The organism is Pseudomonas sp. GW704-F2, from assembly GCF_059423025.1.
Genome location: NZ_JBWKXO010000003.1, coordinates 137,547 through 156,515 on the forward strand (window position 1 = coordinate 137,547; position 18,969 = coordinate 156,515).

An 18,969-nucleotide genomic window follows, 5' to 3' on the forward strand; every position below is an offset into this window, starting at 1 on the left:
TTTTTTGGTGGTTTCGCAGTTGTCGCGGCGGGAAGGTTCTCCTACCATTTGTAGGCTTATTACATAAACGCCTAAATATATAACTATAAAAAATGGAGCCGTGATGATGTCTCTGGAACGAGTACTGATAGGCAGTGCGCTGATGTTGCTGCTGGGCAATGCCCACGCGCTGGATGGGAAGAAGATATTCACCGAGGGTGGCTCGCAGCCGGGCGCCATGCCCTGCGTAGCCTGCCATGGCGCCGATGGCGCGGGGCTCGCCGCCGCGGGCTTCCCCAGGTTGGCGGGGTTGCCGGCCCTGTATGTGCGTAAACAGTTGGAAGACTTCAAGCGCGGCACGCGTGCCAACCCGGTGATGCAACCCTTGGCGAATGCCCTCACTGACGCTGAGATCGACGCTGTCAGCCAGGCGCTGGCGGCGATGCCAGGCGCCGTCCCGCAACCGATCCATCGCAGCGAGATGCCTATCGGTGCTGCGCAAAAGCTCGCCCAGCAGGGCGCCTGGGAGCGGCAGATTCCGGCATGTGCAAGTTGCCATGGTCCTGCCGGTACGGGTGTCGGCGACGCGTTCCCGCCTCTTGCCGGTCAGCCTGCCACCTACCTGGCAGCACAGTTGACGGCCTGGCAAAACGGCACCCGTCACAACGACCCGAATGATCTGATGGGCCACATCGCAAAATCCCTGACCCCGGATGAAGTACAGGGCGTGGCCCAGTATTTCGCCTCACTGAAACTGGAGGCCAAGCCATGAGCCCGTTTGTTTTAGTTCTAGGACTGTTGGGTCTGCCGTCCGCCCACGCCGCTACGATCGCCATGGAAGACCAGTCGCAGTTGCAGCCTTCTGCCGGCCATGCGGCTGTCAGTCAATTCCAGCCGCCCCAAGAGAGCGAGCTGCCTGACAATGCCTACGGCAAGCTGGTCAAGGAGGGCTACGCGTTGTTCGTGGATACCAAACGCCTGGCGCCGACATTCGTCGGTAACGGGCTCAACTGCAGCAATTGCCACCTGGATCAGGGCCGCCTGGCCAACTCGGCGCCGCTGTGGGGCGCCTACCCGATGTATCCGGCCTATCGAAAGAAGAACGACAAGGTCAACACCTTTGCCGAGCGGTTGCAGGGGTGTTTCCAATTCAGCATGAACGGCGGTACGCCGCCGACCGCTGATAGTCGCGAAATTACCGCGCTCTCGGTGTACGCCTACTGGCTGGCCAGCAAAGCACCGTTGGGCGTGGAGTTACCAGGCCGTGGGTATCCCGACGTGGCCCAACCGGCCAAAGGTTATGACCTGTCCGGGGGCGCGCAGGTTTACAAAGGGCAATGCGCCGTCTGCCATGGCCCCGAAGGGCAGGGCCAGAAGGTCGGTGACAGTTACGTGATGCCACCGTTGTGGGGTAAGGACTCCTACAATTGGGGCGCCGGCATGCACCGCATCAATACTGCGGCGTCCTTCATCAAGCACAACATGCCGCTGGGCAAGGGTGGCAGCCTGAGCGACCAGCAAGCCTGGGACGTGGCGGCCTACGTCAACAGCCACGAGCGACCGCAGGACCCGCGGCTGGTTGACGGTTCCGTGGAAAAAACCCGGGTCAAATTCCACGCCAACGATGGGGTCAATCTCTACGGCCAAACCGTAGAAGGCGTGTTGATTGGGCAGGGCATCCGTTAGACTCACGCCCAATCAACGCAAAAATGCCGCGCAAACCCTCGGTTTGTGCGGCATGTGTCTTTTTTGGGAAGTCTTTCATGAAGCGTGAACACGTCAGGGCTCGCCAGGCCGAAGGTCAGATATCGGCCACTCACATCATCCAGAACCCGGCTGACCTCGGGGAATGGATCGTATTCTTCAAGAAAAGCGGCGGTCGCAGTTTTTTCCTGGTGGACGATCAGGATGAAGTCGAATCTTTCTCGCGCCTGGATGACCTGGTGGAGACCGTCCGTGGCCTGGGTATCAAGTTTGCCGATATCCAGCTGTAGACGTAACGCTTACTTGCAGACCACCACCACACTGCGGCTTTTGAAGTTGCCCACGTCCTGGCCCAGGGTCTTTTCACTTTCCTTGAGCGAAGGCGTGCCTTCGGTACCGACGATACGGTAGCCGGTGCCCGCACAAGAGGCGTCGGCCTTTTCGTAGCAACTGGCCCAGGAATTGGCTTCGCCCGAGCAGTCGATGGTCAGGCCTTGTTCGCCGTTTTTCAGGTAGACATCAGACGTGGTCGTGCAGCCGGCGAGCGCCAATACCGCAGTGAGTGCCAGAATCTTGTTCATGTGTGTTCATCATCGAGGGTGTTGGAGGGTGCGCTGACACTGTCGTGGGGCGTTTCGACGAGACTATAGCGAACTGCCATCTACGTATAGACATGTCTCGTTCTGAAAGTCAGGTGTAAGCCTATTCCAGGGTTATACAAAAGATACAAAAAAGCCCCGTTCACCGGGGCTTTTTTACGCAGCTTCCAAGGCTTACTTGCCCTTCGGTCGCTTGCTCGATGCGTGGCCCGCTTCATCCACAAACACTTCTGCAACCGCAGTTGCCTGGCTCTCGGTCGCGAATGCGCCAGCGACGCTGTCGCCGTGGAAGTTGATCAGGTGCCAACCGTCCGCTCGCTTAGTGATCAGGTAGCCGTTCACGCCTTTGGGTTCTGACATCTATTAACAATCTCGTAGTCTGGTTCAAGGGCGTAATGATAGCGCCAATTGTCGCGCCACCGCCCAAGTTATTCCAGGTCAATGTTTGCGGCGCCGAAGCGTGCTAAAAGGGTTGCAGCCCTTTTCAAGCCACAGGGCTACGCTGTTTTTGTCGGGGTATTGGTGAAGCTCTTTGTAGGATTAGCGGAACTTACGCCGACATTTTTTCTCTATGATGACATCGCAACGCCAGCAGGACCCATTGTAAGGTGACTGCGGCCTGATTAGACTGCGCCGAATTCCGTACGCACAGCCCTTTGTAAGGACCCATATGATCAAGAAATGCTTGTTCCCAGCAGCCGGTTACGGCACTCGCTTCTTGCCAGCGACCAAGGCCATGCCCAAAGAGATGCTGCCGGTGGTGAACAAGCCACTGATCCAGTACGGCGTCGAAGAGGCTCTGGATGCCGGTTTGAATGAAATCTCTATCGTCACCGGCCGTGGTAAGCGCGCGCTGGAAGACCACTTCGACATCAGCTACGAGCTGGAAAACCAGATCAAAGGCACCGACAAGGAAAAATACCTGGTTGGTATCCGCAAGCTGCTCGACGAGTGCTCGTTCTCCTACACCCGTCAAACCCAGATGAAAGGCCTCGGCCACGCCATCCTGACCGGCCGTCCGCTGATCGGTGACGAACCGTTCGCCGTGGTACTGGCCGACGACCTGTGTGTGAACCTGGAAGGCGACGGCGTACTGACCCAGATGGTCAAGCTGTACCAGAAGTACCGTTGCACCATCGTCGCGGTTCAAGAGGTCGATCCTCAAGAAACCAACAAGTACGGCGTGATTGCCGGCGACGACATCGGCGATGGCCTGATCCGCGTGCGCGACATGGTCGAGAAGCCAGCGCCTGAAGATGCTCCGTCGAACCTGGCGATCATCGGTCGTTACATCCTGACCCCGGACATCTTCAAGCTGATCGAAGAAACCGAGCCGGGCAAGGGTGGCGAGATCCAGATTACCGACGCCCTGTTGAAGCAGGCCAAAGACGGTTGCGTGATCGCGTACAAGTTCAAGGGTCGTCGTTTTGACTGCGGTGGCGCCGAAGGCTACATCGAAGCGACCAACTTCTGCTACGAGCACTTCTACAAGACTGGCAAGGCTTACTGATTCACGGTTGCCCGCTTGTTGTAAGAGAAAGCCACCTTCGGGTGGCTTTTTCGTTTTTCACCCCCAACTAAGTCGGTATGCTGATTGCCTGCCGAGGAGAGTGAAATGGCCTACGATTTTGACCTGTATGTAATTGGCGCCGGTTCCGGCGGTGTTCGTGCTGCGCGCTTTGCCGCCGGTTTTGGCGCCAAGGTGGCCGTGGCGGAAAGCCGCTACCTGGGTGGCACGTGTGTGAACGTCGGCTGCGTGCCGAAGAAACTGCTGGTCTACGGCGCGCATTTTGCCGAAGACTTCGAGCAGGCCAGCGGTTTCGGCTGGTCTCTGGGGGAGGCGAACTTTGACTGGGCGACCCTGATCGCCAACAAGGACCGCGAGATCAACCGCCTCAACGGCATCTATCGCAACCTGCTGGTCAACAGCGGCGTGACCCTGCATGAAGGGCATGCGCGACTGGTCGATCCGCATCAGGTGGAAATCAATGGCGAGCGCTTCACGGCCAGGCACATCCTGATCGCGACCGGCGGCTGGCCGCAGATCCCGCAGATACCGGGGCATGAGCACGCGATCGGTTCCAATGAAGCGTTCTTCCTCAAAACGCTGCCCAAGCGCGTGCTGGTGGTTGGCGGTGGCTATATCGCCGTTGAGTTCGCCGGAATTTTCCATGGTTTGGGTGCGCAGACGTCTTTGCTGTATCGCGGCGACTTGTTCCTGCGCGGTTTTGACGGTGCGGTGCGCAAGCATCTGCAGGAAGAATTGACCAAGCGTGGCCTGGATCTGCAGTTCAATGCCGATATCGAACGAATCGACAAGCAAGCCGACGGCAGCCTCAAGGCCACCCTCAAAGACGGGCGCGTGCTGGAAACAGACTGCGTGTTCTACGCCACTGGCCGTCGGCCGATGCTGGATAACCTGGGCCTGGAAAACACCGGGGTCAAACTGGATAAGCGCGGTTTTGTCGAAGTGGATGACCTGTACCAGACCGCCGAATCGTCGATCCTGGCGATTGGCGATGTGATCGGTCGCGTGCAGTTGACCCCAGTGGCCCTGGCCGAAGGCATGGCCGTGGCGCGTCGCTTGTTCAAGCCGGAGCAGTATCGCCCGGTGGACTACGCGATGATCCCGACGGCCGTGTTCAGCCTGCCGAACATCGGTACGGTCGGTCTGAGCGAGGAAGATGCGAAGGGCAAAGGCTATAAGGTGAAGGTTTTCGAAAGCCGTTTCCGGCCGATGAAGCTGACATTGACCGGCTGCCAGGAAAAAACCCTGATGAAACTGGTGGTCGACGCCGACACCGACAGGGTCCTGGGTTGCCATATGGTCGGCCCGGACGCCGGGGAAATCGTGCAGGGCTTGGCGATCGCGCTCAAGGCGGGCGCGACCAAGCAGCATTTTGATGAAACCATTGGCGTACACCCGACGGCGGCCGAAGAGTTCGTCACCATGCGAACGCCCGTGGCCGACTGATCAGGTGCTGGGCGTTGCCTCGGCGGTCGCTGCAACGGCGGCTGTCAGACGCAACGCCTCGATGCTGGCCTGAGCCTTGATCAGGTCCAGCTCCAGCGCCTTGTTGGCCTGCTGGAATTCGCTCAACGCGGCTTGGCGTGACTGACTGTCTTGCACCGCGACCCGCAGGCGTTCCTGGAGCAGGGTGCGTTCGCTGTCGATCTGCTTCAACTGTTCGCTCAGGTTGAGTTGCTGCGCCTGGTCCTTGCGCACTTGCTCCTGCAGTGCCGCCAACTCCTTCACCGTCACCCGATGTTCGATCAGCAGGCGCTCGTTGTCGCGGTGCAACTGGGTGATCTCGTCCTGGCGCACCATGGCGCTCTGCTGGGCCTGGCGCAGTTCCGCCTGGACCTGTTGCACCTGGCCTTCGTGGCGTCGCTGCTCCTGTTCGCGCTGTTCTTTGATGGCGTTGCGGTAATGCTCCAGGGCATCCCGAGCGTGCAAGTGTTTGTCTTCCAGTGAGCGAATCTGTTCGTCCTTGTCGCTGATGCGCAGCTCGTAGTCACTGCACGCCTGGCTCAACCCGGCGTTACGGGTTTGTTCGGTCTGCAGGCTGGTGTTGGTGGTTTGCAGGGCTGCGCTTTCTTCGGCAAGGGCCGCGGCCTGGATATCGAATTGCTGTTGCAGTTGGTTGTGGGCTGCTTGCAGCGTTTCGAGCTGGGCGAGCAGGGCGGTTTTCTGTTGCTCGAATTGCGCCAGGGCCAAGTCGATGGGCTCTTGGGCTTTCTCTTTCAGGCGCTGGGCAAGCCGTGCCACCAATTCGCCGAGTTCATCGTCGATGGGCGCTTCGGTGATGGTCTGCCGCGTTTCGCTCTCGTCCAGTTCCTTCAAGTAGCGATGAATCGTGGTTTTCGAGCCGGTATTGCCCATTTCGATGCGTACTGCATCGATGCTGGGGTTTTCGCCGCGGGCGAGGATCGCCAGGCGTGCCGTTTGAACGACTGCTTTGTTTATGCCGCCACGAGCCATGGGGTCTCCGTCGATTTAGTACTGTGGTACATGGTATGTATTTACATATCATATCATGAATAAAAACGAGTTAAAAATCATGATCTAACAGATGGGATATTGGCGTATTATCCCGTGTCAGCGCGGTTTTCACCGTGAGTGCGCCCTATCAGCAGTACGAAAAGGCTTTCATGAGCGATCTGGATCGTTACCTCAACGCCGCTACCCGCGATAACACGCGCCGCAGCTATCGCGCAGCCATCGAGCACTTCGAGGTGAGTTGGGGCGGATTCCTGCCCGCCACCAGTGACAGCGTGGCGCGTTACCTCGTGGCCCATGCCGGGGTGTTGGCGGTGAATACCTTGAAGTTGCGCCTTTCGGCATTGGCGCAATGGCATACGAGCCAGGGTTTTCCCGACCCGACCAAGGCGCCGGTCGTGCGCCAGGTGCTCAAGGGAATTCGCGCCGTACACCCGGCGCGGGAGAAGCAGGCGCAGCCGTTGCAGCTCAAGCATCTGGAACAGGTGGTTGCGTGCCTGGAAGGGGAGGCGCGCGCAGCGAGCGAAGCCCAGGACCCCGCCCGGCTGTTGCGCGCCAAACGCGACAGCGCATTGATCCTGCTCGGCTTCTGGCGCGGCTTTCGCAGTGATGAGTTGTGCCGATTGAGCATCGAGCACGTTCAGGCCGTGCCCGGGGCCGGTATCAGCCTGTACCTGCCACGCAGCAAAAGCGACCGCGACAACCTCGGCAAGACCTACCAAACCCCGGCATTGCTGCGGCTGTGCCCGGTGCAGGCCTACAGTGAATGGCTCAGCGCTTCGGCGCTGGTCCGCGGCCCGGTGTTTCGCGGGATTGACCGCTGGGGCAACCTGGGCGAGGCGGGGTTGCACCCCAACAGCGTGATCCCGCTGTTGCGCCAGGCTCTGGAGCGTGCGGGTATTGCGGCCGAGCACTACACCAGCCACTCCCTGCGTCGGGGCTTTGCCACGTGGGCCCATCGCAGTGGTTGGGATTTGAAGTCGTTGATGAGTTACGTCGGCTGGAACGACATGAAATCCGCCATGCGCTATGTTGAAGCGACACCCTTTCTAGGCATGACCCTGGCAACTGCGCCGCTGATTTGAGGTTTCTTCTATTAACACTGTCGACTGATAGAGAAAGCCAATCGCGAGCATCAGGTTTGCCAATGAGCCATCGGCCAAGAGAGTGGGTAGGATTCACTTCATCAACTTACCAACCCCTGACGGAGAGTCAACGATGCCTATCATCAACAGCCAAGTAAAACCGTTCAAAGCGACCGCCTACAAAAACGGCAACTTCGTAGACGTGTCTGATGCTGACCTGAAAGGCAAATGGTCCGTAGTGTTCTTCTACCCGGCCGACTTCACCTTCGTTTGCCCGACCGAGCTGGAAGACCTGGCTGACAACTACGCCGAATTCCAGAAGCTGGGCGTCGAAATCTACAGCATTTCCACCGACACCCACTTTGCCCACGCTGCCTGGCACAACACCTCGCCAGCCATCGGCAAGATCCAGTACACCATGATCGGCGACCCAACCCTGACCATCTCCCGCAACTTCGACGTGCTGATCGAAGAAGCCGGCCTGGCAGACCGCGGTACTTTCGTGATCAACCCAGAAGGTCAGATCAAGATCGTTGAACTGAACGACGGCGGTGTTGGTCGTGACGCTTCCGAGCTGCTGCGCAAAATCAAAGCCGCTCAGTACGTCGCTGCCCACCCAGGCGAAGTGTGCCCAGCCAAGTGGAAAGAAGGCGAAGCCACCTTGGCTCCGTCCCTGGACCTGGTCGGCAAGATCTAAGTCTGTGACACATCAAGGGCGGGATTCCGCACCTAAGTAAGCTGCAACCGCCCTCAAAAACGCCCGGGCGAGATTCGCTCGGGCGTTTTTTTACCAAATTCAAAGGAATCGCCCGTATGTTGGACGCCAATCTTAAAGCTCAGTTGAAGTCATACCTGGAACGGGTCACCCAGCCGATTGAGATCGTCGCCTCCCTCGATGACGGCGCGAAATCCCAGGAAATGCTTGCACTTTTGCAGGACGTAACCAGCCTCACCACGCTGATTACCCTGAAAACCGAGGGTGACGATGCACGCAAGCCCTCGTTCTCCATCAACCGCCCGGGTGCCGAGATCAGCCTGCGTTTTGCCGGCATCCCCATGGGGCATGAATTCACTTCGCTGGTGTTGGCCCTGCTGCAAGTCGGTGGCCACCCGTCGAAGGCCAGTGTCGAAGTGATTGAACAGATTCGCGCGCTCAAAGGCGAGTTCAGCTTCGAGACTTACTTCTCGCTGTCATGCCAGAACTGCCCGGACGTGGTCCAGGCGCTGAACCTGATGGCCGTGCTGAACCCGAACATCAAGCATGTGGCCATCGACGGCGCGCTGTTCCAGGCCGAAGTCGATGAGCGCCAGGTCATGGCCGTGCCAAGCGTCTACCTCAACGGTGTGAACTTCGGTCAGGGCCGCATGGGCCTGGAAGAAATCCTCGCCAAGCTCGACACCAGCGGTATCGAAAAAGCCGCCGAGAAGATCAGTGCCAAAGCCGCATTCGATGTGCTGGTGGTCGGCGGTGGCCCGGCCGGTTCGGCGGCGGCTATCTACGCTGCGCGCAAAGGTATCCGTACCGGTGTGGCGGCCGAGCGTTTTGGCGGCCAGGTGCTGGACACCATGTCCATCGAGAACTTTATCTCGGTACAGGAAACCGAAGGGCCGAAACTGGCCAGCGCGCTTGAAGCTCATGTGCGTCAGTACGACGTGGACATCATGAACCTGCAGCGTGCCAGCAGCCTGGTGCCGGCGAAAAATGCCGGTGACTTGCACGAAATCCGTTTTGAAAGCGGTGCGACGCTCAAGTCGAAGACGGTGATCCTGGCTACCGGCGCCCGCTGGCGTGAAATGGGCGTTCCGGGCGAGCAGGAATACAAGGCCAAGGGCGTGTGTTTCTGCCCGCACTGTGATGGCCCGCTGTTCAAGGGCAAGCGCGTAGCGGTGATTGGTGGCGGTAACTCCGGCGTCGAAGCGGCCATCGACCTGGCCGGCATCGTCAGCCACGTGACCTTGCTCGAATTCGACAGCAAGCTGCGGGCTGATGCTGTGTTGCAACGCAAGCTGTTCAGCCTGCCGAATGTCGAGGTGATAACCAGCGCACTGACCAGTGAAGTTAAAGGCGATGGCCAGAAAGTCACCGGCCTGGTGTACAAGAATCGCGACAATGGCGAGTTCACGACCATCGGCCTGGAAGGCATCTTTGTGCAGATCGGTTTGTTGCCCAACACCGATTGGCTCAAAGGCACCGTCGAGCTGTCGCCCCGGGGCGAGATCATTGTCGATGCGCGTGGCGAAACGTCACTGCCGGGTGTATTCGCTGCCGGTGACGTCACCACTGTGCCGTACAAGCAGATCGTGATTGCGGTGGGCGAGGGCGCTAAGGCTTCGCTGAGCGCGTTCGATCACCTGATCCGGACCTCGGCGCCGGCCTGAAGTCCGCGCCGTAAATAAAAAACCCCGTGTGTAAACATGGGGTTTTTTATTTCAGGATGGTTTCGGTAGCGTATTTTGCTGGGCTACGCCACTGCCCGATACACAAGGTCTGCACCTTCAGTGCGGGTTTTATTTCTGAGACATCACCTCAAACGCTGCCGGGTATCGGTCGCCCGAGATGTTTTCGGGCGAGAACGTCGCTTCGAGCCAGGTGCATTCCTCTTCGGTCAATTTCAGGCGGGTCGCAGCGACGTTCTGCTCCAGATGTTCGAGGCGTTTCGCACCGGGGATCGGAATGATGTCGTTGCCCCGGGCCAGCACCCAAGCCAGGGCGACTTGCGCGGCGCTCACTCCTTTTGCGGCGGCGATTTCTTCGATCACGCTCACCAACTTGCGGTTTGCCTCGACGTGCCCAGGCTGGAAGCGCGGCAGATTGTGTCGGAAATCTCCCGCTTCCAGCGTGGCGGTAACGGGCGCCTTGCCGGTCAGGAAGCCGCGGCCGAGCGGGCTGAACGGCACGAAGGAAATGCCCAGCTCGCGGCAGGTGTCGAGAACGCCATTGGTTTCGACATCACGCGTCCACAGAGAATATTCGCTCTGTAACGCGGTGATCGGGTGGATGGCATGGGCTCGGCGCAGCGTATCGGCAGAGACTTCGGAAAGGCCGATCGCGCGAACCTTGCCCTCGGTGACCAGTTCGGCCATTGCTCCGACACTCTCTTCGATGGGCACCGCTGGGTCGACACGGTGCAGATAATAGAGATCGATGACGTCGGTATCGAGGCGCTTCAGCGAAGCGTGCGCGACGGCCCGGGCATTTTCGGGACGGCCATCCGTTCCGGTGATTTCACCGAAATCGTTCCGATCCCGGTTGTAGATGAAGCCAAACTTCGTCGCGATGACCACGCGTTCCCGATACGGCTTGAGCGCCTTGCCCAGAAGTATCTCGTTGCGATACGGGCCATAAACCTCGGCAGTATCGAAGAAGGTTACGCCAAGTTCGACTGCACGATGCAGTGTCTGGATTGAACTGGCTTCATCTTGGACGCCATAGGCCTGGCTCAGTCCCATGCAGCCCAAACCGATGGCCGAGACGTCGATTTTGCCTAATTTGCGATGTTCCATAACGTGTTCCTCTGTGAAGTTAGCCGGAATACGAACAGGGTAGAGCGAGCGACTAGTACTGATAATCCGTGCAAGCGAGATTGTGTTGATCTAAAATTTAGAACAATGGACAGAACACAGCTCTCCCAACTCGTCGTTTTCGTCGCCGTCGCCAAGACAGGCAGCTTTCGCGCGGCGGCCGATCAACTCGGCATCGCGCCTTCTGCGGTCAGCCATGCGGTCTCCACGTTAGAGGGCGCCTTGGGGCTGCGCCTATTGGCAAGGACCACACGCTCGACACGCCCGACAGAGGAGGGCGAACGCCTTCTGGCACGGGTCGCAGGCCCCCTCGCCGAAATCGAAACCGGGTTCGCGGAAGTTACGGAGGATGCTGTTGCTCCTTCTGGTCCCTTACGGATCACGATGCCGCTCCTCGCTGTCCAGGAAGTCATCATGCGTCGACTGCCGGCATTCGTGGCGCTCTATCCTACGATTGAGCTCGACATTCGCGTTTCGGATACGTTTGAGAACATAGTCGAGGAAGGGTGTGACGCCGGGATCAGGCTCGGGGAGAGCCTGGAGATCGACATGATCGCGGTACGTGCTGGTGGGGCACGGCGCGGCATGATCGTTGGGGCCCCGGCTTACTTCGCCGGGCATCCCAAGCCTCTGCACCCCCGCGACCTGGCCGCACACAACTGCATCCGCCGCAGGTTCCAGAGTGGCCGTATCTACCGCTGGGAATTGGAGCGCGACGGGCATGCCGTCAGTGTCGGGGTGAACGGCAATCTGATCCTGCCACAGCAGGAACTGATGAGGCAGGCCGCCCTCGACGGCATTGGGCTGGCTTTTTTGTTTGAGGAAAGCGTTTTGGCCGATGTCCGCGCAGGCAGGCTGATTTCCGTCATGGAAGAGTGGTGTCCACCCTTCGATGGCTTTTATATCTACTATCCTTCCCGGCGACTGATGCGTCCTGCATTGCGGGCCTTCATAGAATTCTTTCGTTATGGAGAGTCTGCGTAACACGCCATTCGTGGCACGCTTGGGGATTGCGCGATGACGTCCGCCGGCCTGGGTCGTGTCATTGCGATTGCCGGGGCCTGGTTCTGACATGCCCACGCGTGCAACCGCTGCACACCCATATGGCCCCCAGCCCACCAAAGCGCCAGTGCTTCAGTGAGCGGAGGGCTGCGCCGTGTAGGTTTTCTTGGCGTCTCATGTCCTCACGCTAGGCGTGGCATCGGACATTTTGATGGCGTCGGATTTTTACAGCGGCGTGGGCTGAATGATCTCAACCCAGTAAGCGTCCGGGTCCTTGATGAACGCCAGGCTTTTCATGCGGCCATCGCTCAGGCGCTTCTGGAAGTCGCAGCCGAGGGCTTCGAAGCGCTCGCATGCGGCCACGATATCCGGCACCGAAATGCAGATATGGCCAAAGCCGCGTGGGTCGGTGTTGCCGTTATGGTATGCGAAGTCGGCGTCGTTTTCGGTGCCGTGGTTGTGGGTCAGTTCCAGGATGCCTGGGATCGAGTTCATCCACTGGGTCCGCTCGGCGGCGTCTGCGGGGATCCGGGCCTTGTCCACCAGTGCGAGGAAGTACAGGCTGAATTCGGCTTCCGGGAAGTCGCGCTTTTCGAGCAGCGAGAACCCGAGGACGCGGGTGTAGAAATCCAGGGATTTGGTGATGTCCTTGACCCGCAGCATGGTGTGGTTGAACACGAAGTTCGACGTGGCTGTGTCAGGCTGGGCGGTGACGCCCGGGAAAGTGTTCAGATCGTGCAGGCTCATGGGCCCTCCAGAAAAAAATGGGGCAAACGCGGCGTGAGATGAGCGGTGCGTTCCCTTGGCTTGCGGCAAGCATTCGTGCGGCTGGGCCATGATACGCAAGGCCCGCCCGCCGCGCCAAATGAAAAAGCCCACGCAGGCCTTGCGAGCCGCAGGGGCTGGGCCGCAAACTTCGGCGCTTGAACCTGGGATGTTTTTGTAATGAGCGAATGTCGTACAGCGTTGTTGAGCACGTTGTGTTTGTTCTTGGGTAGCCCTATGGCGCTGGCGGCCGAACCGGAAATTCACTGGCCCAGCGGCTGGCAGATCGAGGAAGTGGAGCCTGCCGGGGAGACGCCCGCCAACACTCAACCGGTGTCTCGGCAACGGGCAATCAAGAATGATGAAAATGGCGCGACAGTGATGGTCATGGAGTTGACGGGCACGCCGATCGAGGCCGGGCATGCCGTCAATCTTGAGGGCGTTTTACTGGAAATGCGCAAGTCCATCCAGAAAGACTTTGCCCAGGGCGGCTATCAAAGTGTGTGCAGCAAGATGCATCCTACAACATTGAGTCGTCTTGAGGCGCTGGAAACTACTTGTGTGATTACCGAGAACGGCCGCCACGTACTCTCGCAAACATTGGTGGGCGCTGTTGATACCGATAAAGCCTTTGTTTTTTCATACGCAGGGCAGGCGCAAGCATACGAAGCGAGCAAGGATGAAGTCCGTTCGGTGCGTGACAGCCTGAAACTTTGAAAAGGCCCCACGGTAAGCGTTTTTGAACAAAGTGAAATGTTATTTAAGTTCGCATTCGAACGTTTAAACCAAAAAAGCCCCGCTGTTGCGGGGCTCTTTGCAAGTGCGTTGTCGATCAGCCGCGAAGCCAGGAATCTACAGTGGCAGCGCCGTACTGTTCTTTCCAGGCTTTCAGGCCGCGGTGGTTGCCGCCTTTGGTCTCGATCAGTTCGCCGGTGTGCGGGTTCTGGTAAACCTTGACCACGCGTGCGCGACGCTGTTTTGGTGCGGTGGCGACCGCTGCGGCCTTGCCTGGGTTAGGGTCAAGGATGGAAATGATATCGCGCAGGCCCTTGCCATAGCTCTTCATCAACGCTTGCAGCTTTTCTTCGAATTCGATTTCTTTCTTCAGGCCAGCGTCGTTCTTCAGGGATTCCAGCTGGGCAAGCTGCTCTTGAAGGGCTTTTTCTGCTGCGCGAAATTCGGCGAGTCTGGACAAAATCTTTACTCCAATAGTGTATTTGGCTGATATCAACTGCAGATAACGCTATAAGCCAAGAGCTGTAAGGCGACTCAAGAAAGAAGCCTTCCTGCGAGTTCTGCACAGGTATGAAAAATTGTAGTAGTTAATCCGTCACGAGTAAATCATGTCTTTAGCTAATTAACACTCTTTCATCGGCGCGGTAGATGGCTATTCAATGGCTGATCAGGGATTTAATGAACTCGTCGCAGGGCAGCGGGCGCCCGAACAGGTAACCCTGCAGGAAATCCACGCCTTGTGCCGCCAGGTATTCACATTGCTCGATTGTTTCCACGCCTTCGGCAACGATGCCCAAGTCGAGCTTGCCGGACAGCTCTATGATGCTGTCCAGAATATGCCGCGAGAGTGCATCTACACCGATCATGGCGACAAAGCTTTGATCGATCTTCAAGTAGTCGACATTGAAGTTGCGCAAGTAGGCCAGGCTGGAGTGACCGGTACCGAAGTCATCGATTGCAATCATCACGCCCAGTTCATGCAGCGCATCGAACAGGCGGCGGGTGATGTCCGTAGGGTTGATCAGCTCGCGCTCGGTCAGTTCCAGCACCAAGGTTACCTGGCCAGGCGGGAAGGCCGCGAGAAACTCGCGACAGTCCTGCACCAGCGCCAAGTCCTGGCAATGACGCGCTGTGATATTCACGCCGATATGGAAGCCACGGGGAAAACGCTCGGCATGCGGCGCCAATTGCGCCGCCGTCTGGCGCAGCAGCGCGCGCGTCATGGGCACGATCAGGCCGCAATCCTCGGCCAGTGGAATGAACAGGTCCGGCCGCACCAGGCCTTCCTTGGGGTGGTTCCAGCGCATCAAGACTTCGCAGCCGGCCCACTCGCGCGTATCGCCGCGTACCACCGGCTGGAAATAGGCGACGAACTCATTGGCGCCCAGGGCCCGTTGCAGCTCGTGGGTCGGGGCCGACGAGCGTTTCTGCAGCCAGTGAGCCAGCACGCCCGCCAGTACACCGAAGAACACCACCAGGCTGAACAGCGCCGGGTAACGCTCCTGCATATAGCGCCAGGTTTCCCCGGCCGGCATGCCGGCGTCGACACTGTAGTGATAACGCGGCGACACCAGATGGTGATGGGCCACGGCAAATACCGGTAGCGCCGTGTCCTGCACCTTGCCGTCAGCGCCCATCCAGTGCGGCCCGACCTGCAGGACCAGCTCTGCGTGGCGGCTGATCAGGCGTAGGGCGTTGGTCAGGTGATAGCCGTCAATCGACGCAAAGGCGCCTTGATCGCCGTCGACCAGGCGGTATACCAGCAGCGCGGTATCCGGTGTGACCGGGTTGCCATCCATCAACCACAAGCGCCCATCAACATAATCGCCCGGGTTGACCAGCGATTCATAACCACCGCCGAACAAGGAACTGCAATAGATGTTTTTCTGCCAGGACAAGGTGGTTGCCCGGACAAACGGCCGGCGCGTGACTTGCTCGCGCAGTGCCAGCTGCACGCCGCTGTCACAGGGCTGACCGGCCAGTGGCAGCAAGGCTTGGGCGGCGAGGGCGGTGTTGTCGAGCATCAGGTCGAACTGGCGCACCGCTTCCTGGGCCATCTGCGCGGTACTTTGTTGCAGCGTGCGTTCAGCCTGCCAGTGCAGGATGAGTATGCCCAGGCCGATTGGCAGCAGCGCGCTGAGTGCGCTGATCAGGTAGCGGGTGGCGCGTTTTTGCGGGCCGTTGACGGTCAGGGGCATGGGGCGAACGGTCTGTGGTGGGGGGCGGAACGCCGCAAGGCGCAGGATTAACTCGATGATAGATGGCCGGGCTCAATTAAGCTCGCCGCGGCAGAGAAATCCACGCTTTGTGCAACTTGAATAAAGGCCAGGGTTGCCGGTGTCGACTGGCGTTGATCCAGCACCGCCAGGCCAACTTCGCGGCTGACCGGCGGCGACAGCGGGCGCACGGTGTAGCGCGCATCCGGCGTTTCGGGCAGCGACGCCTGCGCCACCACGCTGACGCCGTCGCCGCGACTCACCGCCTCCAGGGTGCTGAGCAATTGCGAACAGCGATAACGCACATTCGGGGTCAACCGGGCGCTGTCGAACAGTCGCGAAACCAGTTCCAGCGAGCCGGCTTCGGTGAGGATGAACGGGTCAGTGCACAGCGCCTTCAGTGCCACGCAAGGGCGTTCGGCCAAGGGGTGGGCGGCGGGCAAAAGGGCGACCATCTGGTCTTTGAACAGCGCAAACGTATCGAATCGTTCTTGCTCCAGTACCACAAACCCGACGTCGATACGCCGCTCATCCAGCCATTGGATCACTTGGCGATCCGGGCCTTCGTCGACATGCACTTCAATGCCCGGATGCTGTAGCCGATAGCGCTTAAGAATGCGCGGCAGCAGGCGATTGGATGAGGTGGGGCCGAAAGAGCCGATGCGCAGCGTACCGCGTTTCATCCCGCGCGCGTCGCAGGCTTCCTGCTGCAAGGTGTCGGCCACGCCGAGCAACGTGCGGGCGCGCATCAGCAGTTGCCGGCCGATGTCGCTGAGCTCGATTGGGGACTGATGGCGTCGAAACAACTCCACCCCCAGCTCTTGCTCCAGGGCTTTGATCGCATGGGACACGGCAGACTGACTGATCCCCAGGCGAAGGGCCGCACTGGTGAAACCTTGCAGTTCGGCGACCCGCGAGAATATTTCCAATTGCGTGAGGGTCATGAGTATTTACTCATTTTACGATGATTGATCATTAGCTGGAGGATACGCCAATCCTACAGGCCACAGAGCAACCCACCGATGACATCTTCCCCCGACCGCTCGACTTACCTGAAGCTCACCGCTGTGACCATGATCTGGGGCGGGACCTTTGTGGCCGGCCGCTACCTGGCGGCTGACCTTGACCCGCTGCTGGCCGCGACCCTGCGTTTTCTATCGGCGAGCGTTGCACTGTTGCTGTTCATGGCCTGCGCACGCGTGCGCCTGACTCGCCCTGACGCCAGGCAATGGGCGCGCCTGGCCGTGTTGGGTTTTTTCGGCATCTTTTTCTACAACCTGTGCTTCTTTTACGGCCTGCATTACATCAATGCATCGCGAGCCTCCTTGATCGTGGCCCTAAACCCCGCAGTGATCGGCGTGGCTTCATGGTGGCTGTTCAAGGAGCGCTTGGGCGCGGCCAAGTGGCTGGGGATTGCCTTGTGCCTGGTCGGCGCAGGCACGGTGATTGTCAGCCGCAATCCCCAACTGTTGCAGGCCGCAGCCAACGCGTGGGTCGGCGATGTGCTGATCTTCGGCTGCGTGGTGGGGTGGGGCGTGTACTCATTGTGTTCCCGTGAGCTCAACCAGAGCCTGGGCGCGTTGCAAACGGTCACGTGGTCGATTCTGCTGGGGACAGTAATGCTGACGGCCACCACCTTCATCAGTGGCAGGATCAGCCTGAATGCGCTGGCCGCCGTGCATTGGCCGCAACTGTTCAGCCTGTTGTACCTCGGGGTGCTGGGCTCGGCGCTGGCGTATATCGGTTGGTACGACGGCATCCGCCGAATCGGCGCGACCCGCGCCGGTGTGTTTATCGCGCTGAATCCTCTGACCGCCGTCATTTGCGGCGCGGCGTTGCTGGATGAGCGACTGACTCTGCCGATGCTGTTGGGCGGCGCGGTGATCCTGCTCGGTATTTACCTGTGCAACAAACCCCTTGCTCCGAGTAGGCCAATGGGGATTTGATAAGAGTACGGACAAACGCTGTTACGCTGTGTAGAATCGATTTACGCATACAAGAATATGGACTTGCGCTCACGCAAGCCTCAGCCGTCAGAGACTGATGTACCCATGAAGCTACTCGGCTCCCCCCTCATCTTCGGTGACTTCCTCGCCCGCAGCGTGCGAGGTCTCTCGTGTGCGCCTCCCTCCCACTTCATCCTTGCTGGCAATTGACATCCGTTCATCCCAAGAATGAAGAGGCGCCGAAAATGGCTGACCAATACGAAAACCCAATGGGCCTGATGGGCTTTGAGTTCATCGAATTCGCATCACCCACCCCAGGCACCCTGGAGCCGATCTTCCAGATCATGGGCTTCAGCAAAGTCGCGACCCACCGTTCCAAGAACGTCGACCTGTATCGCCAGGGTGAGATCAACCTGATTCTCAACAATGAACCCAACAGCATCGCCTCCTACTTCGCGGCCGAGCACGGCCCATCGGTGTGCGGCATGGCGTTCCGTGTGAAGGACTCGCAAAAGGCCTACAACCGCGCCTTGGAACTGGGCGCCCAGCCGATCCATATCGACACCGGGCCGATGGAGCTGAACCTGCCGGCGATCAAGGGCATTGGCGGCGCGCCGTTGTACCTGATCGACCGTTTCGGTGAAGGCAGTTCGATCTACGACATTGATTTCGTCTACCTCGAAGGCGTAGAGCGCAACCCGGTCGGTGCCGGCCTCAAGGTCATCGATCACCTGACCCACAACGTGTATCGCGGGCGCATGGCCTACTGGGCCAACTTCTACGAGAAACTGTTCAACTTCCGTGAAGCGCGCTATTTCGATATCAAGGGCGAGTACACCGGCCTGACCTCCAAGGCCATGAGCGCCCCGGACGGCATGATCCGCATCCCGCTCAACGAAGAGTCGTCCAAGGGCGCCGGGCAGATCGAAGAGTTCCTGATGCAGTTCAACGGTGAAGGCATCCAGCACGTGGCGTTCCTCACCGACGACCTGGTCAAGACCTGGGACGCATTGAAGAAGATCGGCATGCGCTTCATGACCGCGCCGCCGGATACCTACTATGAAATGCTCGAAGGTCGCCTGCCGAACCATGGCGAGCCGGTGGACCAACTGCAAGCGCGCGGCATCCTGCTCGACGGTTCGTCCATTGAAGGCGACAAACGCCTGCTGTTGCAGATTTTCTCGGAAACCCTGATGGGCCCGGTGTTCTTCGAATTCATCCAGCGCAAGGGCGATGATGGCTTCGGCGAGGGCAATTTCAAGGCGCTGTTCGAGTCCATCGAGCGTGACCAGGTGCGCCGCGGTGTACTGAACACCGACTGATCACCTTCTCGTCACAACAAGCCCGGTCGAGGTCGCCTCTGCCGGGTTTTTTTGTACGCCAGGTGTGAGGAACCGTATTTCGAGCCGCGTCCAC

At 59.2% G+C, this 18,969-nt stretch carries 20 protein-coding genes; 12 read left to right on the plus strand and 8 right to left on the minus strand.

Annotated features, from left to right (window positions below; all coding sequences use genetic code 11):
- Positions 1 to 103: 103 nt before the first annotated feature.
- The 3 genes from AC07W0_RS04080 (at position 104) to AC07W0_RS04090 (ending at position 1,973) form a co-directional block, all read left to right on the plus strand.
- Complete coding sequence (locus AC07W0_RS04080; protein ID WP_102617063.1) at positions 104 to 751, plus strand: c-type cytochrome; 648 nt, start codon at positions 104 to 106, stop codon at positions 749 to 751.
- A complete protein-coding gene (locus AC07W0_RS04085) occupies positions 748 to 1,665 on the plus strand; it encodes a c-type cytochrome (RefSeq protein WP_026139942.1) in 918 nt (305 codons plus the stop codon). The genes AC07W0_RS04080 and AC07W0_RS04085 overlap by 4 nt, the downstream gene beginning before the upstream one ends.
- Positions 1,666 to 1,742: 77 nt before the next feature.
- Positions 1,743 to 1,973, plus strand: coding sequence for a hypothetical protein (locus tag AC07W0_RS04090; RefSeq protein WP_102617064.1), 231 nt, complete (start codon positions 1,743 to 1,745; stop codon positions 1,971 to 1,973).
- A 9-nt stretch (positions 1,974 to 1,982) separates the two neighbouring features.
- On the opposite strand, the gene AC07W0_RS04095 is transcribed toward AC07W0_RS04090, so the two are convergent.
- Together AC07W0_RS04095 and AC07W0_RS04100 are read right to left on the minus strand one after the other, a co-directional pair.
- Complete coding sequence (locus AC07W0_RS04095) at positions 1,983 to 2,264, minus strand: hypothetical protein (RefSeq protein ID WP_017846307.1); 282 nt, start codon at positions 2,262 to 2,264, stop codon at positions 1,983 to 1,985.
- Positions 2,265 to 2,456: 192 nt separating this feature from the next.
- Positions 2,457 to 2,642, minus strand: a complete 186-nt coding sequence (locus AC07W0_RS04100; protein ID WP_017846306.1) for a hypothetical protein — start codon at positions 2,640 to 2,642, stop codon at positions 2,457 to 2,459.
- Between the two features lie 310 nt (positions 2,643 to 2,952).
- Between AC07W0_RS04100 and galU the strand changes: the two genes are divergently transcribed.
- Positions 2,953 to 3,792 carry a UTP--glucose-1-phosphate uridylyltransferase GalU gene (gene galU / locus AC07W0_RS04105; protein WP_003212579.1) on the plus strand — a complete coding sequence of 280 codons (840 nt, stop codon included), beginning with the start codon at positions 2,953 to 2,955 and terminating at the stop codon, positions 3,790 to 3,792.
- 105 nt (positions 3,793 to 3,897) lie between these two features.
- A complete protein-coding gene (gene gorA, locus AC07W0_RS04110) occupies positions 3,898 to 5,256 on the plus strand; it encodes a glutathione-disulfide reductase (protein WP_046489458.1) in 1,359 nt (452 codons plus the stop codon).
- Here the strand turns inward: gorA and AC07W0_RS04115 are convergent, their stop codons facing one another.
- Positions 5,257 to 6,264 (minus strand): DNA-binding protein, encoded by a 1,008-nt coding sequence (locus tag AC07W0_RS04115; protein ID WP_046489459.1) that lies wholly within the window; start codon positions 6,262 to 6,264, stop codon positions 5,257 to 5,259. It abuts the gene before it with no gap.
- Between the two features lie 170 nt (positions 6,265 to 6,434).
- On the opposite strand from AC07W0_RS04115, the gene AC07W0_RS04120 reads away from it, so the two are divergent.
- The 3 genes from AC07W0_RS04120 to ahpF all read left to right on the plus strand — a co-directional run bounded on the left by AC07W0_RS04120 (position 6,435) and on the right by ahpF (position 9,746).
- Positions 6,435 to 7,367: a site-specific integrase gene (locus tag AC07W0_RS04120; RefSeq protein ID WP_102617065.1), complete on the plus strand. Its 933-nt coding sequence runs from the start codon at positions 6,435 to 6,437 to the stop codon at positions 7,365 to 7,367.
- 133 nt (positions 7,368 to 7,500) lie between these two features.
- On the plus strand, positions 7,501 to 8,064 hold the full coding sequence (gene ahpC, locus AC07W0_RS04125; RefSeq protein ID WP_102617066.1) for an alkyl hydroperoxide reductase subunit C: 564 nt from the start codon (positions 7,501 to 7,503) through the stop codon (positions 8,062 to 8,064).
- Positions 8,065 to 8,180: 116 nt separating this feature from the next.
- Positions 8,181 to 9,746 carry an alkyl hydroperoxide reductase subunit F gene (gene ahpF / locus AC07W0_RS04130; RefSeq protein WP_102617067.1) on the plus strand — a complete coding sequence of 522 codons (1,566 nt, stop codon included), beginning with the start codon at positions 8,181 to 8,183 and terminating at the stop codon, positions 9,744 to 9,746.
- Between the two features lie 129 nt (positions 9,747 to 9,875).
- Here ahpF and AC07W0_RS04135 read toward each other — a convergent pair whose 3' ends face one another.
- Positions 9,876 to 10,871 (minus strand): aldo/keto reductase, encoded by a 996-nt coding sequence (locus AC07W0_RS04135; protein WP_102617068.1) that lies wholly within the window; start codon positions 10,869 to 10,871, stop codon positions 9,876 to 9,878.
- 105 nt (positions 10,872 to 10,976) lie between these two features.
- Here AC07W0_RS04135 and AC07W0_RS04140 point away from each other — a divergent pair, with 105 nt between their 5' ends.
- On the plus strand, positions 10,977 to 11,873 hold the full coding sequence (locus AC07W0_RS04140; protein ID WP_102617069.1) for a LysR family transcriptional regulator: 897 nt from the start codon (positions 10,977 to 10,979) through the stop codon (positions 11,871 to 11,873).
- Positions 11,874 to 12,116: 243 nt separating this feature from the next.
- Here AC07W0_RS04140 and gloA read toward each other — a convergent pair whose 3' ends face one another.
- Complete coding sequence (gloA, locus tag AC07W0_RS04145) at positions 12,117 to 12,638, minus strand: lactoylglutathione lyase (protein WP_017846299.1); 522 nt, start codon at positions 12,636 to 12,638, stop codon at positions 12,117 to 12,119.
- Between the two features lie 198 nt (positions 12,639 to 12,836).
- Here gloA and AC07W0_RS04150 point away from each other — a divergent pair, with 198 nt between their 5' ends.
- Positions 12,837 to 13,373, plus strand: a complete 537-nt coding sequence (locus tag AC07W0_RS04150) for a DUF4946 domain-containing protein (RefSeq protein WP_026139941.1) — start codon at positions 12,837 to 12,839, stop codon at positions 13,371 to 13,373.
- A gap of 115 nt (positions 13,374 to 13,488) precedes the next feature.
- Here the strand turns inward: AC07W0_RS04150 and AC07W0_RS04155 are convergent, their stop codons facing one another.
- The 3 genes from AC07W0_RS04155 to AC07W0_RS04165 all read right to left on the minus strand — a co-directional run bounded on the left by AC07W0_RS04155 (position 13,489) and on the right by AC07W0_RS04165 (position 16,551).
- Complete coding sequence (locus AC07W0_RS04155; protein ID WP_017846297.1) at positions 13,489 to 13,851, minus strand: histone-like nucleoid-structuring protein, MvaT/MvaU family; 363 nt, start codon at positions 13,849 to 13,851, stop codon at positions 13,489 to 13,491.
- A gap of 196 nt (positions 13,852 to 14,047) precedes the next feature.
- Positions 14,048 to 15,589, minus strand: a complete 1,542-nt coding sequence (locus tag AC07W0_RS04160) for an EAL domain-containing protein (RefSeq protein ID WP_102617070.1) — start codon at positions 15,587 to 15,589, stop codon at positions 14,048 to 14,050.
- Positions 15,590 to 15,636: 47 nt separating this feature from the next.
- On the minus strand, positions 15,637 to 16,551 hold the full coding sequence (locus AC07W0_RS04165) for a LysR family transcriptional regulator (RefSeq protein WP_102617071.1): 915 nt from the start codon (positions 16,549 to 16,551) through the stop codon (positions 15,637 to 15,639).
- A 78-nt stretch (positions 16,552 to 16,629) separates the two neighbouring features.
- On the opposite strand from AC07W0_RS04165, the gene AC07W0_RS04170 reads away from it, so the two are divergent.
- Positions 16,630 to 17,553 carry a DMT family transporter gene (locus tag AC07W0_RS04170; protein ID WP_102617072.1) on the plus strand — a complete coding sequence of 308 codons (924 nt, stop codon included), beginning with the start codon at positions 16,630 to 16,632 and terminating at the stop codon, positions 17,551 to 17,553.
- A gap of 245 nt (positions 17,554 to 17,798) precedes the next feature.
- Positions 17,799 to 18,875 carry a 4-hydroxyphenylpyruvate dioxygenase gene (hppD, locus tag AC07W0_RS04175; protein WP_017846293.1) on the plus strand — a complete coding sequence of 359 codons (1,077 nt, stop codon included), beginning with the start codon at positions 17,799 to 17,801 and terminating at the stop codon, positions 18,873 to 18,875.
- The last annotated feature ends 94 nt before the right edge of the window (positions 18,876 to 18,969 follow it).

Excerpts from the sequence above, each read along its gene's own strand:
- AC07W0_RS04160 (WP_102617070.1), bottom strand. The coding sequence starts at position 15,589 with ATGCCCCTGACCGTCAACGGCCCGCAAAAACGCGCCACCCGCTACCTG.
- AC07W0_RS04100 (WP_017846306.1), bottom strand. The coding sequence starts at position 2,642 with ATGTCAGAACCCAAAGGCGTGAACGGCTACCTGATCACTAAGCGAGCG.
- AC07W0_RS04165 (WP_102617071.1), bottom strand. The coding sequence starts at position 16,551 with ATGACCCTCACGCAATTGGAAATATTCTCGCGGGTCGCCGAACTGCAA.
- AC07W0_RS04140 (WP_102617069.1), top strand. The coding sequence starts at position 10,977 with ATGGACAGAACACAGCTCTCCCAACTCGTCGTTTTCGTCGCCGTCGCC.
- AC07W0_RS04120 (WP_102617065.1), top strand. The coding sequence starts at position 6,435 with ATGAGCGATCTGGATCGTTACCTCAACGCCGCTACCCGCGATAACACG.
- AC07W0_RS04115 (WP_046489459.1), bottom strand. The coding sequence starts at position 6,264 with ATGGCTCGTGGCGGCATAAACAAAGCAGTCGTTCAAACGGCACGCCTG.
- AC07W0_RS04095 (WP_017846307.1), bottom strand. The coding sequence starts at position 2,264 with ATGAACAAGATTCTGGCACTCACTGCGGTATTGGCGCTCGCCGGCTGC.
- AC07W0_RS04085 (WP_026139942.1), top strand. The coding sequence starts at position 748 with ATGAGCCCGTTTGTTTTAGTTCTAGGACTGTTGGGTCTGCCGTCCGCC.
- AC07W0_RS04150 (WP_026139941.1), top strand. The coding sequence starts at position 12,837 with ATGAGCGAATGTCGTACAGCGTTGTTGAGCACGTTGTGTTTGTTCTTG.
- gorA (WP_046489458.1), top strand. The coding sequence starts at position 3,898 with ATGGCCTACGATTTTGACCTGTATGTAATTGGCGCCGGTTCCGGCGGT.
- AC07W0_RS04080 (WP_102617063.1), top strand. The coding sequence starts at position 104 with ATGATGTCTCTGGAACGAGTACTGATAGGCAGTGCGCTGATGTTGCTG.
- gloA (WP_017846299.1), bottom strand. The coding sequence starts at position 12,638 with ATGAGCCTGCACGATCTGAACACTTTCCCGGGCGTCACCGCCCAGCCT.
- AC07W0_RS04170 (WP_102617072.1), top strand. The coding sequence starts at position 16,630 with ATGACATCTTCCCCCGACCGCTCGACTTACCTGAAGCTCACCGCTGTG.
- AC07W0_RS04135 (WP_102617068.1), bottom strand. The coding sequence starts at position 10,871 with ATGGAACATCGCAAATTAGGCAAAATCGACGTCTCGGCCATCGGTTTG.
- ahpF (WP_102617067.1), top strand. The coding sequence starts at position 8,181 with ATGTTGGACGCCAATCTTAAAGCTCAGTTGAAGTCATACCTGGAACGG.
- galU (WP_003212579.1), top strand. The coding sequence starts at position 2,953 with ATGATCAAGAAATGCTTGTTCCCAGCAGCCGGTTACGGCACTCGCTTC.
- hppD (WP_017846293.1), top strand. The coding sequence starts at position 17,799 with ATGGCTGACCAATACGAAAACCCAATGGGCCTGATGGGCTTTGAGTTC.
- ahpC (WP_102617066.1), top strand. The coding sequence starts at position 7,501 with ATGCCTATCATCAACAGCCAAGTAAAACCGTTCAAAGCGACCGCCTAC.
- AC07W0_RS04090 (WP_102617064.1), top strand. The coding sequence starts at position 1,743 with ATGAAGCGTGAACACGTCAGGGCTCGCCAGGCCGAAGGTCAGATATCG.